Here is a 15085-nt window from a genome sequence, read left to right as displayed (position 1 = left end):
GACGCTGCCTGGCGCTGCGATTTTCCTGACGGTGTTGTCGGTCAGTCTGGTGGGCGATGGCCTCAACGATGCACTCAACCCCAAAATGCATTTGCGCTGAGCCCGAAGACACCCGCATGACCTTCCCCATTGACATGACAGAAAGAACGACCGACACGGCGCCCTTGCTCGAAGTTCGCGGCCTGGGCGTCGAGTTCCAGAGCCGGGGCGGTACCGCCCATGTGCTGGAAGACATCCACTTGCAACTGCGCCGTGGCGAAACGCTTGGCCTGGTGGGCGAATCGGGCTGCGGCAAAAGCATCACAGCGCTGGCCTTGATGCGCCTGATCCCGCAGCCGCCTGGGCGCATCACCTCGGGCCAAATCCTGTTTGAAGGCAAGGATCTGCTGCAACTGCCCGAAGCACAAATGCGGCGCGTGCGCGGCAACCGCATTTCGATGATTTTTCAGGAGCCCATGACGTCTTTGAACCCCGCCTACAGCGTGGGCGAGCAGATCATGGAATCGGTGCGCCTGCACCAGGGGCTCGATGCGCAGGCCGCTTTGACGCGCGCCATCGAGATGCTCGAAGCCGTGGGCATACCAGACGCTGCAGGCCGCGTGCACCAGTTTCCGCACCAATTTTCGGGGGGCATGCGCCAGCGCGTCATGATCGCCATGGCGCTGGCCTGCCAGCCCGATGTGCTGATCGCCGATGAGCCCACCACGGCGCTCGACGTGACGGTGCAGGCCCAAATTTTTGACCTCATCAGCGAGATGCGCGAGCGCACCGGCACCGCTGTGCTCTTGATCACCCACGACATGGGGGCGGTGGCCGAGATGACCGATCGCGTGGCCGTGATGTACGCGGGCCGCATGGTGGAAGAAGGGCCGACCGATCTGATCTTGTCGCGCCCCAGCCACCCCTATACCCAGGGCCTGATCGCCTGCGCACCTGGCCGCAACCCGCAAAGCCACGGCCAGCCCTTGCAAGAAATTCCAGGCACCGTGCCCTCACTGCTGGAACGACAAGGTGGCTGCACCTTTGCCGACCGCTGCAGCCACGCGCAACCACGCTGCCGCACCCATGTGCCGCCCAGCACCTGGGTGCAAAGCGGCCACCGCGTGATGTGCTGGCTCTTCCCCGAAGTCCAAGGAGCGCCAGCATGAGTGACACCTTGTTGCAGGTGCGTGACCTGCAAGTGCACTACCCGCTCAAGGGCGGTTTTCTCCAGCCCAAAACCGTGCTCAAGGCGGTGGACGGCGTGAGTTTTGACATCGAACGCGGCCGCACCTTTGGCATCGTGGGTGAAAGCGGCTCAGGCAAAAGCACCACGGCCCTGGCCGTGATGCGCCTGGCCCCGGTGACTGCAGGCCATGTGGCGCTGGGCGACGCCCCCATCAGCACACTGCAAGGCGAAGCCCTGCGGCTGCAGCGCAAACACTTTCAGATGGTGTTCCAAGACCCTTTTGCCTCGCTCAACCCCCGGGTGCGCGCTGGTCAGGCCATCCGCGATGCGCTGGACATGATGGGCGTGGGCGCGCCCGCCGAGCGCGACGAGCTGGCGCGCACGCTGTTCATGCAAGCCGGTCTGCGCCCCGAACAAATGCAGCTGTTCCCACACCAGTTTTCGGGTGGCCAGCGCCAGCGCATAGCACTTGCCCGGGCTCTGGCCGGGCGGCCCGAACTGCTGGTGTGCGACGAACCGGTGTCGGCGCTCGACGTGGCCATCCAGGCGCAAATCCTGAACCTCATGCAGCGGCTGCAAAAAGAGCTGGGGCTGACCTACCTGTTCATCTCGCACGACCTGGGCGTGATCCGCCACATGTGCGATGACATCGCCGTCATGTACCTGGGGCAGTTTGTGGAACGCGCACCCCGCGAAGACCTGTTTGCCCACCCCCTGCACCCCTACACGCTGGCCCTGTGGTCGGCTGCGCCGTCGATGGATGCACGCGGTCAAAAACGTAAGCTGCGCATTCGCCTGCAAGGCGACCCGCCCAGCCCGCTCAATGTGCCCAGCGGCTGCCGTTTTGCCGGGCGCTGCCCCTTTGCCGAAGACGCCTGCCGCGCCGCGCCCCCGACCTTGCGCGAAGTGCTGCCCGGCCACCATGTGGCCTGCCACCGCGTGTCCGACAGCGGTCAGCCCCTGTACCCCTTGCCCACGATCAGCTAAAGCGCTGGCCACAATTTTGAGGAGAACTGCCATGAGCACCACCACCATTTATGTGGCCCGCGAGATCATCACCATGAACCCGATGCAGGCCTCGGCCACGCATGTGGCGGTGCGCGATGGCCGCATCCTGGGCGTGGGCCAGTTGGACGAACTGGCCCAATGGGGCGACTACACGCTGGACGCCCGCTTCGCCGACTGCACGCTGATGCCGGGCATGATCGAAGGCCACTGCCACTTGAAGGAAGGCGGCATGTGGGATCTGGAGTATCTGGGCTGGTTTGACCGCCTGAACCCCTGGGGCCAAACCGTCAAAGGCCTGCGCTCCATGGAAGCCGTGGTGCAGCGCCTGATCGAAATCGACCAGAAGATGCAACAAAGCGGCGAACTCGCCGACAAGCCTTTGCTGGCCTGGGGCTTTGATCCAATTTATTTTGGTGGCGAACGCATGACGGTCGACCACCTGGACCGCGCCAGCAGCACCCGCCCCATCGTGATTGCGCACGCCAACGGTCACCTGATGAACGTCAACAGCCCCATGCTGCGCATCGCCGAGGTCGACGAAGACATCGAGGTCGAAGGCGTCGTCAAATTCAAGGACGGCCCCCGCAAGGACCACCCCAATGGCGAGCTGCAAGAACCGGCTGCCATGCACCTGGTCATGCGCCATGTGGGCACGGCCGGGCTCATGTCGCCCATGGACGAGACCGGCATGATGAACTTTGCGCGCCTGGCCAAGATGCAAGGCGTGACCACCGCCACCGACCTGGTCAACACCCTGAGCGAAGCCGATTGCGCCGTGCTGGAGTCGGCCCTGGCCCAAGACGAATGCTGTGTACGCATCTTGCCCGCCTTCAAGGCCTTCCATGGCACACACGGGGCCACGCAAGGCGCCAAGCACGTCAACGCCATGAAAAAACGCAACACCGACAAGCTGCGTTACGGCCTGGTCAAGATGATGCTGGACGGCTCGATCCAGGGCTTTTCAGCGCGCATGCGCTGGCCCGGCCACTTCAACGGCGCACCCAACGGCATCTGGGTCACCGCCCCCAGCCAGTACGAGGCCGACTTCGAGATCTACCACCGCGCAGGCCTGCACATCCACACCCACACCAACGGCGATGAAGCCAGCCTGGCCGCCATCGATGCGGTGGAACGCGTACTAGCACGCGCCCCGCGCAGCGACCACCGCCACACCCTGCAACACGCGCAAATGGTCGATGCGCCCATGTTCCGCCGCATGGCCAGCCTGGGCCTGTGCGCCAACCTGTTTGCCAACCACCTGTGGTACTGGGGCGACCAGCATTACGAAATGACCATGGGCCCCGACCGCGCCCACCGGCTCGACGCCTGCGGCAGCGCACTGGCCGCCGGGGTGCCACTGGCCATCCATTCCGATGCGCCGGTCACGCCGCTGGGCCCGCTGTTCACCGCTTGGTGCGCCGTCAACCGCATCACGCCCAAGGGCCGCATGCTGGGCGAAAAAGAACGCCTCACCGTGCCGCAAGCCCTGCACGCCATCACACTGGGTGCCGCCTGGACACTGAAGATGGACCACGAAATCGGCAGCATCGAAGTGGGCAAACGCGCCGACTTTTGTGTGCTGCTGGACAACCCGCTGACCCTGGGCGCCGAAAAACTCAAGGACGCCCGGGTTTGGGGCACCGTGCTGGGCGGCCAGATTTTCCCCGCGCAAGTGGCCTGATGCGTTGACCCGGCACACTGAGGTCTGCCATGTTGACGACCAAGGAACCAAGCCACAGACCCGTATCGGTAGGTCGGCGGCTTCAGCCCCAACATGAGGCCTTCGCCGGAGGCACCTCTTTTGTAGGAACCCACCCTTTGGGCGATGGGCGTGGAACACGCCCCCAACAGCATCACCCTGCAAGCACAAGCCATTGCCCACGGGGTGGGCTGCTACGGGAACAACACCCCTGACCATTGACGCCTTCATACGACAGTAACTCTCTGCTTTTCACGCCCACCATGCACAACACCCCGACACCGCCCCGCATTCCTCTGACTGTGATTGGCGGTTTTCTGGGCGCAGGCAAAACCAGTTTGCTGGTGCATTGGTTAAAGCAAGCGAAGGGCCAGCGCATCGCCGTGCTGGTCAATGACTTTGGCGCGATCAACATCGACGCCGAACTGCTGAGCGAAAGCAACAGCGACACCATCGCCCTGAGCAACGGTTGCGTGTGCTGCCAGATTGGCGGCGACCTGAGCCAGGCCCTGCTGCAAGTGCTGGACACGCCTCAGCCCTTTGACGCCATCGTCATCGAGGCCAGCGGTGTGTCAGACCCCTGGCCCATTGCCCAGATCGCCCTGGCCGACAAACGCCTGAGCTTGCATGGCGTGCTGGTGGTGGTGGACGCTGCCGCCGTGCGCGCTCACGCGGCCGACCCCTTGCTGCACGACAGCCTGATGCGCCAACTGCGCGCCGCCGATCTGCTGGTGCTCAACAAAACCGACCTGTGCAGCGTTGACGAGATTCAGGCGTGCACCACCTGGCTGCACGACACCGTCGGTCCCGTGCCCTGCCTTAAAAGCCAGCACGGGCAGTTGCCCCTGGCTTTGCTGCAAACCGATTGGGAGCCTGCATCGGCAGCGGCCTCTGCCGCCGCGCCTGCGCACGGCTGCACCGACCAGTGCGCGCACGACCACGACCACGACCACGACCACGACCACGACCACGACCACGATCATGGGCATGTGCACAACCACTGCGCAGACCATGCCAACCTGTTCACCAGCGACAGCCGCAGCCCTGCGCAGGTGTTTCACACCGCCTGGCTGCGCGAACAACTGCAGCAAACGCCCGCTTGGGTCATGCGCCTCAAAGGCTGGGTGCGCACTCATGAGCACGACTGGTCAGAAATCCAGTTCGCAGGCCGCCATGCCAGTGTGCAACGCGCCCGACACACCCCCGATCAAGCACGCGTACTCACCATCGCTGTGCGCTCGCCGCTGCAGGCACAAGCCATGAGCGCTTGGATGGATGCGGTGTGGGGCACGACAGCCAACGCAGACCTGTAGCCCAGCATCGCCAGCAGCGCTTGTGCCGTCCCAAAAAGCCTTTTGCGATGAATCATCGCCTGGCTACACCTGCACAACAGGTGCTCTTCGATACCCCCTTCAAAGCCATGCGCCACGGCCCCGGATAAACCCTGAGCAGAGCCATGCCATGGCTTTGCGCAAATCGCCCTTTGAGGTTCGTGCAAGCCCGTCTTTTCAGAGTGAAAAGTTAATTTTTTTAGCTTTTTAAAAATTCATAAAGAGTTCCTTTATATCCACAAACTGGCCCTGAAAAAGGCCATCAACTGGCTCTAGTTTCTGCCGGGAGACGGCCCCAAACTGCATGACAGCAGATGCCGTGATTGGCGTTTGCAAAGACGCTCACCCGTTTGAAAAACCCAAAAGGAGACAAAGCATGACAACACGTCGATCCCTTCTTTCAGCCACCCCCGCTCTGGGCTTGTCGCTGATGATGTTCACCGGTCTGGCCAGCGCCCAGGCAGCCAAAGAAGTCACATTCGCCCACCAGGACATGTTGGTGCCCTTGCGCACCGTGATGGAGTCGGGCGAGTTGGAAAAAGCCACCGGCTACAAAATCAACTGGCGCATGTTTGGCGGCGGTGGCGACGTGATCAAGGCCATGGCTTCGGGCGGCGTGCAGATTGGCGAAGCGGGCTCCAGCCCTTTCACTGCTGCGGCCAGCCAAGGCCAAGACCTCAAGCTGTTCTGGATTCTGGACGACATTGGCGATGCCGAGGCCCTGATCGCCCGCAACGGTTCAGGCATCAACAGCATCAAGGACTTGGTCGGCAAAAAAGTGGCAACGCCTTTTGTCTCCACGGCGCACTATCAGTTGATGGTGGGCATGAAGCTCGAAGGCGTGGACAGCAAAAAGGTCAACGTGATGAACCTGCGTCCGCCAGAAATCGCGGCCGCCTGGGAGCGTGGCGACATCGATGCAGCCTTCATCTGGGACCCGATCCTGAGCAAGATCAAGGGCAATGGCAAAGCGATTGCCTCTTCAGCCAGCATCGGCCAAAAAGGCTACCCCACCTTTGATGGCCTGGTGGTCGATGCCAAATGGGCGGCGCAAAACGAAGGCTTCATGGTCGCGCTGGTCAAGGCCCTGATCAAGGCGGATGAGGCTTATCGCTCCAAAAAGGCGCAATGGACCGCTGACTCACCACAAGTCAAAGCTGTGGCCAAGTGGACCAAGGCCAATCCGGCCGACGTGCCAGCGGCCATGGCGCTGTACAAATTCCCCACGGCTCAAGAGCAAATTTCGGCCACCTGGCTCGGTGGTGGTGCCGCCAAGGCCATGACCAACACGGCCGTCTTCCTCAAGGAGCAAGGGCGCATTCAGGAAGTCAAGCCGAACTACTCGGCCTTTGTGACCGACGCCTACGTCAAAAAAGCCATGCAGTAAAGCGGAAAGCCTGTGTCAGCCCCCCGCAGCCCAGGCTGCAGGGGGATTGTTTGTTTACTGTGACTGCGCCATCCATGCCATTACTTGAAGTCAAAGACCTGACGGTCAACTACGCCATCCAGGGCGGCACCCTACAAGCCCTGGCACCCGTGCAATTGCAAATGCGCGACGGTGATTTTGTGGTCGCCCTCGGTGCCTCAGGCTGCGGTAAAACGACCTTGCTCAATTGCCTGGCCGGATTTTTACCCCCATCGAGTGGCGAAATTTTGCTGGATGCTCGCCCCATCATTGGTCCCGGAGCCGACCGGGGTGTGGTGTTTCAAAAGCACGCCCTGATGCCTTGGCTCAATGTGCTGGACAACGTGGCCTTGGGCTTGCGCTTGCGCGGCGTGCCTGCGGCCGAACGTGCCCGCTTGGCCCTGGACAAACTGGCCATGGTGGGCCTAGAAAAATACGCCGAGCGCGGTGTCTACGAATTGTCGGGCGGCATGCAGCAGCGCGTGGGCATTGCTCGCGCCCTGGCCAACGACCCGGCTGTGTTGCTGATGGACGAGCCCATGGGCGCGCTGGATGCCTTCACCCGCGAGACGGTTCAGGAAATCCTGCTCAAGGCCTGGGCGCAAACCCACAAAATGGTGTTCTTCATCACACACTCGGTCGAAGAAGCGCTGTTTCTGGCCACCCGCCTCATCGTCATGAGCCCCAGACCCGGACGCATCACCCACACTTTTGAGGACTTGCCATTCTCGCGCGCTTTCTTGAGCCATGGCGATGCCCGCCGCGTCAAGTCTGAACCCGAATTCATCCGCATGCGTGAAGAAATCCTGTCCATCATCCACCACCGAGAGGCGACCCATGGCTGAGCCCCACAAGGCGGCTGCGCCTTTGAAAACCAGCGCCTTCAAAATTCCCGGCGAGGGCTCGAGCCTCGTCATCAGCCTGGTTACCCTACTGGTGCTGCTGGGCTTGTGGACGCTGACCACGTCCATGGGCTGGATCAAACCCCTGTTCCTGCCTTCACCGCAGGCGGTTTTCACACAGTTTTATGAATACATCACCGGCACGGCCAACGACAAGCCCTTATGGGAACACTTTGTGGCCAGCATGCTGCGCGTATTTGGTGCCTTTTTACTGGCCAGCTTAGTGGCCATTCCGGTGGGCATTGCTATGGGCATGTCTCGGGTCTGGCGCGGCATTTTCGATCCACCCATTGAACTTTATCGGCCCTTGCCACCCCTGGCCTATTTGCCTCTGATCATCATCTGGTTTGGCATCGACGAGTTACCCAAGGTTTTGTTGATTTTTCTGAGCTGCTTTGCCCCTCTGGCCATGGCCGCCCGCTCGGGCATGCGCAGCGCCTCGCAAGAACAAATGAACGCCGCCTACTCCATGGGCGCGAGCTATGCGCAAGTCATCCGCCACGTCGTTGTGCCTGCAGCATTGCCTGAAATTTTGGTCGGCATGCGGGTGGCGATCGGCTTTGGATGGAGCACCTTGGTGGCAGCCGAGATGGTGGCAGCCAATGTGGGACTGGGCCAGATGGTTCTCAACGCCTCGAACTTCCTGCGCACCGACATCGTCATTATGGGCATCATCGTCATTGGCGTGGTGGCCTACGGTTTTGACCTGCTCATGCGTTTCATTGAACGCCGCTTGGTGCCCTGGAAAGGCAAGATGTAAGCCTTGACTTAGGTCTGCAAGAACGAAACTGCGATGACTCAGTACCGGTGGGCCAGGACTCTTGGAACACCTCGCGCCTGAGCCAAAGCTTGTACAGCCAAGGCCAGCGCTCGAATGCCGGGTCCGATTTGATCTACCCCAATGGAAGACAAGCGCAAACGGAAATACGGACAGGGGTAAGGCGGGTGCATAAAAAACACCTCCCCCGCTTCAATCAAAACACCCTGCTCACGCGCCATGAGCGCCAGCTCGCTCGTATCCACCCAGTCAGGCGTACGCACCCACACCGAAGCGCCGCCTGTGGGCAAGACAAACTGAAAATCCGGCAGTTCACGGCGCAAGGCTTCACTCAAGGCCTGCATGCGTGCCTGCAAGGCTTGGTTCACGCGGCGGGCATGCGTCTCGTGGTGACCCAGCGACAAAAAATGTGCAAAAGCGTGCTGCAAAAATGCGCTGGGGTGACGCACCATGGCGTGGCGCAAAACACGCAACTCGGCGATCAGTGGGCGTGGCGCGACGATATAACCCAAGCGCAAAGAAGGCGACAAGCTCTTGGAAATCGAGCCCACATAAATCACACGCCCCACCTTGTCCAGGCTCTTGAGCGCGGGCACAGGCACACCTTCGTAAAGGTTCTCAGCCTCGTAATCGTCCTCAATCACCACAAAGTCACGCTGCTCGGCCAATGCGAGCAAACGCTTGCGCCGCTGCAGCGACAGGGTGCGCGTGGTCGGGCTTTGGTGGGAAGGGGTCACATACACGTAGTCCAACGCTGGCATGCGCTCGACCACCAATCCCTGATCATCCACGGTCAAGGCAGCCCACTGCGGCTGGCGCGATGCAAAACTGTTGCGGGCATGCGGGTGCCCGGGTTCTTCCAAACCCACGCAGGAATCGGCATCGAACAAAGCTTCGCCCAGCATGTAGTAAGCGTTTTGCGCACCCACGGTGATCAGGATTTCTTCGGGCAAAGCAAACACTCCGCGTTTGGGCAAGAGGCGCAAGCGGATTTGCTCAATCAACTCCGGCACATCACTGAGTTCAAAATCAGGCGTCCACTGCGGCAGGTGGGCACGCGCCAGGCTGTGCACACAACACTCGCGAAACGCCTCGGTCGGAAAGAGCTGGGGATCAAAGGTGCCGTAGACAAAGGGATAGGGGTAGCGATGCCATTGGTCAGGCTTGGCCAGGGTGCGGCGGTCACTGAGCGAACGAATCAGGCGCGCCGACCAATCGGGCGAGGCGGGCTGCGCTTCTGCGGTCTCGGAAAGTTGCACGGTCCGTTGGACGGATGGCTTGTGCAGGTCTGGCTGCAAACCAGCGCGCAAGTTAGAGCCCAGCGCAGCGAACGGACGGGCATCACCGTGCACCTTCACAAATACACCACTGCGCGGATGCGCTTCCAGAAAACCGTCGTCGATCAGGCGCATGTAGGCCGAAGTCACAGTGTTGCGGCTTAGGCCCAGTGCCTTGGCCAGTTCACGCGAAGACGGCAAGGTCGCACCAGGTGGCAAGCGGCCGTCCAAAATGGCCTCCACAGCAGCCAGCCGCAAGCGTTGTTGCAAGGGCATGGCAGGTTTGTCTTGCAGGGAAAAAAGACTCTCCCACTGAACATCTTTGGTGCGGTATCGGCTCGACATGCGTGCCAGTATAAGCAGGCTGGCTGGCACACGCGATTGACCCGATCTGGCTCTATGCAACCTGCGAAGATGGGCTATTCTTTCAAGACTTTGATCACCCCTAGGAGAAGCCCTTGTCCGCCACCGTCACCCTTGCCACCCTCGAAGCTTTCACCGACGCTTGGAACCGCCATGACGTGGAAGCCCTGCTGAGTTTCATGCACCCCGATGGCGTGTTCATGACTGCGGGTGGCCCCGACGCGTGCGGCTCGCGCCACCAGGGCCACGAGGCCTTGCGTAAAGCCTTTCCAGGCGCTTGGGCTACCGTGCCCGATGCGCAGTGGATCAATGGCAAGCATTTTGTGCAAGGCGACTTTGGTGTCTCTGAATGGACCTATGTCGGCACCGCCACCGACGGCTCGCGGGTGGAAACCGACGGCGTGGACATCTTTGCCTTTAAGGACGGCAAGATTCTGTCCAAGAGCGCATTCCGCAAAAACCGACCCAACTTGCCTGCTGCCAAATGAGATCACAGCAGCTCGGCCCTGCAGAGTAGCTGTGATCCGTCTTGACCCATTTTCGAGAAACCGCTCATGACGTCCAACGACAAAGCGCACCGTGACACCCGCTACGACCCCCAATACGACCCGCTGGTGCACGCGACCCCCGGTGCAGGCCGCGACTACGCGCCCAGCTATTGGGTCGCCAGCGCAGGCACGCCGCCGCTTGACGATGGTCCGGTGCAGCACGACATGGACGTGGATGTGGTGGTCATCGGTGCGGGCTCGACCGGCATCTCAACCGCCTTGTACCTGGCCCAAGAGCAGGGCATTCAGACTGTGGTGCTCGAAGCCAACCAGAGCGCCTGGGGTTGCTCCAGCCGCAGCGGCGGCCAGGGCCAAAACGCCAGCGGCCGCCTGTCGCGGGCGCAGTGGATCGAGCGCTGGGGCCTGGACGTGGCCAAAAAGCTGGACACCGAAATCCGCACCGGCTTTGAGAACTTCAAGAGCCTGGCCTTCGATGTCGACTGCGACGCCACCGACGGCGGTCACCTGTACGTGGCGCACCGCCCCGAAAAAGTCGCCTACCTGAAAGAGCAGGCCCGGGTGCGCAACGAGATTTTTGGCTACCAAACCCAAATGCTTTCGGCCGACGAATTGCGGCAAAATCACTTCAACGACCACGACGCCGCAGGCGCCATGTGGGAGCAAGAAGGCGTGGGCATCCACCCCCTCAAGTTCACCTTTGGCCTGATCCGCAAGGCCCGCGCCCTGGGTGTGAAACTGCACACCGCCAGCCCCGTACAAGGCTGGGAAACCATCCATGGCGTGCACCACCTGCGCACGCCCGGTGGCACCGTGCGCGCCAAACGCGTGGCCGTGTGCACTGGTGGCTACACCGGCCAGGCCCTGAGCCCGCTGACCAAAAACAAACTGCTGCCCATCTTGTCCAACAACATGGTCACGCAACCCTTGACCCAAGCCCAGATTGAAGCCGCAGGCCTGAAGACCCGTGTCTTCCTGACCGACACGCGCACCCTGCGTTTTTACTACCGGCTGCTGCCTGACAATCGCCTGCAAATCGGCAGCCGCAGCGCCGTGACCGGGGCTGCGGCGCCCGATCCCAAACACCAGAAGCTCTTGACCGACGGTATTGCACGCAAGTTTCCGACCTTGGCGGGCATCCCCATCGAGCATGCCTGGTGGGGCTGGGTCGATGTGAGCCACGACATGATGCCGCGTATCACCCAACCCGACCCCAGCCAAAGCGTTTGGTACGCGCTAGGTTACGGCGGCAATGGGGTGTCGTTTTCCACCTGGGCGGGCAAACGCCTGGCCGAGCGCGTGGCTGGCAAAGACGCGGGCCAGGAAGTCTTTCAGCTGCCGATCTACAACAGCGCGCTGACCTACCCGCACTTTTTGCACATGTTCCGCTCCGAAGCCCTCGCCCCCTTCCGCCGCCTGGGCCAGAGGTTTTTGTACAAGTGGTACTGGTGGCAAGACGAGAAGTGAAAGCCCATGTCTGTGCCGCCCAATGGGCTCTTGGCCGATGCTGCCGAACATAGGCTTCACGCGCGCCGAACCACACTGCCCAAAAGACTGCAAGGCCCAGGGCCTGACGCGGCACAAAAGTCACGCATCCTTTTGGCCGCCAGTGCCGCACCGGACCACCATCAAATTCTGCCCTGGCGCTTTGTCGAAGTCACCGCAGCGAAGAGGAATCTGTTGGCTGAAGCCTTTGTACAAGCCCTTCATGAACGCGATGCGAAAGCCAGCGCCCAAGAACTCGACCAAGCACGCGAAAAGGCGCACCGCGCGCCCTGGCTCTTGCTGGCCATATGCCGAACCCAGCAGCCAGAACATGAGGGCAAAGACCACATCCCCACCGCTGAGCGGCTGGTGTCACTCGGCTGCGCCCTGCAAAACATGATGCTCATGTGCACGGCTTTGGGTTTGGGCTCCAGCCTGACCAGCGGCAAGGCCATGCACGCGCAAGCCTTTCGCCAACTGTTTGCCTTGCCAGCCCATGAAAGCGCCATTTGCTGCCTCAACATCGGCCACATCCAATCTTCCCGCACAAACCGTCAACGACCTTCGCCAGCCGATTACTTCAGCACGTTGTAGCGGTGCATTTTGCAAGTACTGTCATCCAGCACTTGATCCGGGATCCATGCCTCAAGACACGGTTTGGTAAAACAGGTTTTGCGGATGGCGAGCCTGGGCGAAGAAAACCCAGCGCTCGGCCAAGAGGCCGACAAACTGCAACATCACGGCACCCAACCAGACCAGCGCCGACTGCGTGCCGAGCAGGGCCAGCAAAAGCAAAGGCAGTGCAAACAGCAGCAGCTGAAACACCCAGGGCATGCGGCGCACGGTGTGGGCGGTGGCGCCGTGAAAAAACTCGCGGGTGTTGAAGGATCCGGCAGACATGCCCATTGATTTTTGCACCAACTGAGGGTTGTGAATGCCCGTGGCCGATTGCAGGGTCGACATTGGCGACAGGAGCGCATTGCGGCGCAAAGCCAGGCTGCGCAGGAACCAGGCCAGCAAGGTGCTCGCCAGCACCCAGGGCTGCAGCCAGGCCAGCAGCGCGGCTTGCCCCGTGGCACTGGTCAGGGCGCACAGCAGCACACTGCCCGAACTCATGCCCAGCAGGGTGAAGTTGATCACGGTGAGCGGGTGCGCCCACTCTTGCAAAAAGCGCAGGCACGCGTAGATCATAGCGGTGCACACCCACAGCGCCAGCGTGACCACCACCACCGCCGCTGACAGTGCCTGCAAGGCAAGGGTTGACGCGCCCAAGTACAAACCCAGCCACCACAGCGCAACCAGCCCCATGAGCAGGGGGAGCACGATGACTTCGCGCGACATCCACGAGGTGCGCCACATGGCTGCTGCCCGCCAGGCGCGGGCTTTTTGGCCGAGGTGAAAAAACGAGGCCAGCAGACCACCGACCAACAGCACTTCGGCCAAGGCGATGGCCGCGAGGGCAAAGCCTGTGTCCAGGGGCATCAGCCAGCTGGCCACGGCCAGCGCCAGCAGCAGACCCTGGGCCGTGCCGGACAGGGTGGTGAACAAAAGGATGGACCAGGCTGGACGCATGAAGACCTCAATGTGGCTTAGTTTGGCCCGCAGGGCTTGGCTGGGGCGACACCGCTGCCGGGGTGACGCGGCGCGGCAGGTATTGGTTGGCCGGCCGGGTGTTCAATTCGGGCATCAGGGCATAACCGCCGCGTTCGCGGATGGCCAGGCTGACTTCGCTGTTCGGGTCTTTCACGTCACCAAACAGGCGGGCGTTGGTCGGGCAGGCCTTGACACAGGCGGGCTTGCGGTCGGCTTCGGGCAGCAGGGGGTTGTGGATGCGGTCCACGCACAAGGTGCACTTGGTCATGACGCCGCTGGCTTCGTCAAATTCACGCGCACCATAAGGGCAGGCCCAGGCGCAGTATTTGCAGCCGATGCATTTATCGGCGTCGACCAACACAATGCCATCCGTCTCACGTTTGTAGCTCGCGCCCGTGGGGCACACCGGTACGCAGGGCGGGTCTTCGCAGTGCAGGCAACTTTTGGGAAAGTGCACCGTGTCGGTGTTCGGAAAGCTACCCGCCTCGTAGGTCTGCACCCGGTTGAAAAAGGTGCCGGTAGGCTCGGCTGCGTAAGGGTTGACATCGCTCAGCGGCCCGGCCATGCCCGAGGTGTTCCACTGCTTGCAGGCCGTCACGCAGGCATGGCAGCCCACGCAGACGTTCAGGTCAATCACCAGCGCCAGCTGGCGCGCCAGTGTGGGTGTGTCGGTGTCCACGGCTTGGGCCGCGCCACCGCCGGGCTCCATCAGATGGGGGCTGACAGGGGAAGGAGCATGACCTTGCACAAGATCTTTGAGCCACTGGATCATGGTTTGGATTTCCCTGCAAAAAAGCGCATCACTTGGGACACGCCACCGCGCACACCAGGCACGGGTCGCATGGTGTCCACCTGCGGAAAACTCTGGGCCGCCTCTTCAGGATCGGCCGGTCGAATGCGCACCCGCACGTCGTACCAGCCCGCCTGGCCGGTGATGGGGTCAGAGTTGCTGACCTTCGCACCGGCGGGTGCGCCCGCACCTTGGGGAAGTGGCAATTCTTCCGAGATCAGGTGGTTGAGCAAAAAGCCTTTGCGCGCTTCGTCCGAACCGGGTGCCAGGTGCCAGGCGCCGTCGCCTTTGCCAATCGCGTTCCAGGTCCACACGGTGCCCGGCTCCACGGCTTCGCTGAAGCGCAGCATGCAGCGCACCTGGCCCCAGTGGCTCTCCACCCAGGCCCAACCGCCATCGGCCACGCCCGCCGCTTGCGCGGTACTGGGGTGCACATGCAGGTAGTTGTGGCTGTGAATTTGCCGCAGCCAAGCGTTTTGCGAGTCCCACGAGTGGTACATGGCCATGGGCCGCTGGGTGATGGCGTTGAGCGGAAAGGCCTTCAGGTCAATGGCCGCGTCTTCGAGCGGGGCATACCAAAACGGCAAGGGGTCGAAATAGGTGTTGATGCGCTCGCGCAGATGCTCGGGCGGCTGACGCCCTTTTGTTTTGCCTTGCGCAGCCAGACGAAAGGACTGCAAGGTGTCGGAATAAATGGCCAGCTGCACCGGGTCGTTGCGCTGACGCCAGCCTTTGTCTTTGGCAAAGTCCAGGTAGTCGCGGTTCCAGTTGCGCATGTAG

General features: G+C 61.8%; 14 protein-coding genes and 1 pseudogene. 11 read left to right on the top strand and 4 right to left on the bottom strand.

Annotation, left to right across the window (positions count from 1 at the left end; all coding sequences use genetic code 11):
• From ACIQ39_RS14245 to ACIQ39_RS14210, 8 genes and pseudogenes are all read left to right on the top strand, one after another.
• Window positions 1–100: pseudogene (locus tag ACIQ39_RS14245) on the top strand (ABC transporter permease); the annotation flags it as partial.
• Between the two features lie 16 nt (window positions 101–116).
• Window positions 117–1148 carry an ABC transporter ATP-binding protein gene (locus tag ACIQ39_RS14240; protein WP_396435262.1) on the top strand — a complete coding sequence of 344 codons (1032 nt, stop codon included), beginning with the start codon at window positions 117–119 and terminating at the stop codon, window positions 1146–1148.
• Entirely contained in the window at window positions 1145–2155 is a 1011-nt protein-coding gene (locus ACIQ39_RS14235; RefSeq protein ID WP_396435261.1) for an ABC transporter ATP-binding protein, read from the top strand. Before ACIQ39_RS14240 ends, ACIQ39_RS14235 begins: the two co-directional genes overlap by 4 nt.
• 31 nt (window positions 2156–2186) lie before the next feature.
• Window positions 2187–3857 carry an amidohydrolase gene (locus ACIQ39_RS14230; protein WP_396435260.1) on the top strand — a complete coding sequence of 557 codons (1671 nt, stop codon included), beginning with the start codon at window positions 2187–2189 and terminating at the stop codon, window positions 3855–3857.
• A 281-nt stretch (window positions 3858–4138) separates the two neighbouring features.
• Window positions 4139–5188, top strand: coding sequence for a CobW family GTP-binding protein (locus ACIQ39_RS14225; protein ID WP_396435259.1), 1050 nt, complete (start codon window positions 4139–4141; stop codon window positions 5186–5188).
• 448 nt (window positions 5189–5636) lie between these two features.
• A complete protein-coding gene (tauA, locus tag ACIQ39_RS14220; protein ID WP_396435264.1) occupies window positions 5637–6593 on the top strand; it encodes a taurine ABC transporter substrate-binding protein in 957 nt (318 codons plus the stop codon).
• Between the two features lie 74 nt (window positions 6594–6667).
• A complete protein-coding gene (locus tag ACIQ39_RS14215; RefSeq protein ID WP_396435258.1) occupies window positions 6668–7456 on the top strand; it encodes a taurine ABC transporter ATP-binding protein in 789 nt (262 codons plus the stop codon).
• Window positions 7449–8273 carry an ABC transporter permease subunit gene (locus ACIQ39_RS14210; RefSeq protein WP_396435257.1) on the top strand — a complete coding sequence of 275 codons (825 nt, stop codon included), beginning with the start codon at window positions 7449–7451 and terminating at the stop codon, window positions 8271–8273. The genes ACIQ39_RS14215 and ACIQ39_RS14210 overlap by 8 nt, the downstream gene beginning before the upstream one ends.
• Window positions 8274–8311: 38 nt before the next feature.
• Here the strand turns inward: ACIQ39_RS14210 and ACIQ39_RS14205 are convergent, their stop codons facing one another.
• Complete coding sequence (locus tag ACIQ39_RS14205; protein ID WP_396435256.1) at window positions 8312–9844, bottom strand: PLP-dependent aminotransferase family protein; 1533 nt, start codon at window positions 9842–9844, stop codon at window positions 8312–8314.
• Window positions 9845–10026: 182 nt separating this feature from the next.
• On the opposite strand from ACIQ39_RS14205, the gene ACIQ39_RS14200 reads away from it, so the two are divergent.
• The 3 genes from ACIQ39_RS14200 to ACIQ39_RS14190 all read left to right on the top strand — a co-directional run bounded on the left by ACIQ39_RS14200 (window position 10027) and on the right by ACIQ39_RS14190 (window position 12516).
• On the top strand, window positions 10027–10419 hold the full coding sequence (locus tag ACIQ39_RS14200) for a nuclear transport factor 2 family protein (protein WP_396435255.1): 393 nt from the start codon (window positions 10027–10029) through the stop codon (window positions 10417–10419).
• A gap of 66 nt (window positions 10420–10485) precedes the next feature.
• Complete coding sequence (locus ACIQ39_RS14195; RefSeq protein ID WP_396435254.1) at window positions 10486–11904, top strand: NAD(P)/FAD-dependent oxidoreductase; 1419 nt, start codon at window positions 10486–10488, stop codon at window positions 11902–11904.
• Between the two features lie 6 nt (window positions 11905–11910).
• The gene (locus ACIQ39_RS14190) at window positions 11911–12516 is read left to right on the top strand and encodes a nitroreductase family protein (protein ID WP_396435253.1); all 606 of its coding nucleotides are present in this window, start codon (window positions 11911–11913) and stop codon (window positions 12514–12516) included.
• Window positions 12517–12567: 51 nt separating this feature from the next.
• Here the strand turns inward: ACIQ39_RS14190 and ACIQ39_RS14185 are convergent, their stop codons facing one another.
• From ACIQ39_RS14185 to ACIQ39_RS14175, 3 genes are all read right to left on the bottom strand, one after another.
• Window positions 12568–13494: a dimethyl sulfoxide reductase anchor subunit family protein gene (locus ACIQ39_RS14185; RefSeq protein ID WP_396435252.1), complete on the bottom strand. Its 927-nt coding sequence runs from the start codon at window positions 13492–13494 to the stop codon at window positions 12568–12570.
• A 7-nt stretch (window positions 13495–13501) separates the two neighbouring features.
• A complete protein-coding gene (locus ACIQ39_RS14180; protein ID WP_396435263.1) occupies window positions 13502–14224 on the bottom strand; it encodes a 4Fe-4S dicluster domain-containing protein in 723 nt (240 codons plus the stop codon).
• 59 nt (window positions 14225–14283) lie between these two features.
• A partial coding sequence (locus ACIQ39_RS14175; RefSeq protein WP_396435251.1) for a molybdopterin oxidoreductase family protein occupies window positions 14284–15085 on the bottom strand: 802 nt, incomplete at its 5' end.

The sequence above is a fragment of the Limnohabitans sp. genome, from assembly GCF_044361645.1.
Lineage (GTDB): Bacteria > Pseudomonadota > Gammaproteobacteria > Burkholderiales > Burkholderiaceae_C > Limnohabitans_A.
The sequence above is the reverse complement of the archived record's forward strand: the minus strand, read 5'-3'. Positions and strand labels throughout refer to the sequence as shown.

Bases quoted from the DNA above. Each gene is read 5' to 3' on its own strand.
- ACIQ39_RS14240 (WP_396435262.1), top strand. From the start codon at position 117: ATGACCTTCCCCATTGACATGACAGAAAGAACGACCGACACGGCGCCC.
- ACIQ39_RS14235 (WP_396435261.1), top strand. From the start codon at position 1,145: ATGAGTGACACCTTGTTGCAGGTGCGTGACCTGCAAGTGCACTACCCG.
- ACIQ39_RS14230 (WP_396435260.1), top strand. From the start codon at position 2,187: ATGAGCACCACCACCATTTATGTGGCCCGCGAGATCATCACCATGAAC.
- ACIQ39_RS14225 (WP_396435259.1), top strand. From the start codon at position 4,139: ATGCACAACACCCCGACACCGCCCCGCATTCCTCTGACTGTGATTGGC.
- tauA (WP_396435264.1), top strand. From the start codon at position 5,637: ATGATGTTCACCGGTCTGGCCAGCGCCCAGGCAGCCAAAGAAGTCACA.
- ACIQ39_RS14215 (WP_396435258.1), top strand. From the start codon at position 6,668: ATGCCATTACTTGAAGTCAAAGACCTGACGGTCAACTACGCCATCCAG.
- ACIQ39_RS14210 (WP_396435257.1), top strand. From the start codon at position 7,449: ATGGCTGAGCCCCACAAGGCGGCTGCGCCTTTGAAAACCAGCGCCTTC.
- ACIQ39_RS14205 (WP_396435256.1), bottom strand. From the start codon at position 9,844: ATGCCCTTGCAACAACGCTTGCGGCTGGCTGCTGTGGAGGCCATTTTG.
- ACIQ39_RS14195 (WP_396435254.1), top strand. From the start codon at position 10,486: ATGACGTCCAACGACAAAGCGCACCGTGACACCCGCTACGACCCCCAA.
- ACIQ39_RS14190 (WP_396435253.1), top strand. From the start codon at position 11,911: ATGTCTGTGCCGCCCAATGGGCTCTTGGCCGATGCTGCCGAACATAGG.
- ACIQ39_RS14185 (WP_396435252.1), bottom strand. From the start codon at position 13,494: ATGCGTCCAGCCTGGTCCATCCTTTTGTTCACCACCCTGTCCGGCACG.
- ACIQ39_RS14180 (WP_396435263.1), bottom strand. From the start codon at position 14,224: ATGGAGCCCGGCGGTGGCGCGGCCCAAGCCGTGGACACCGACACACCC.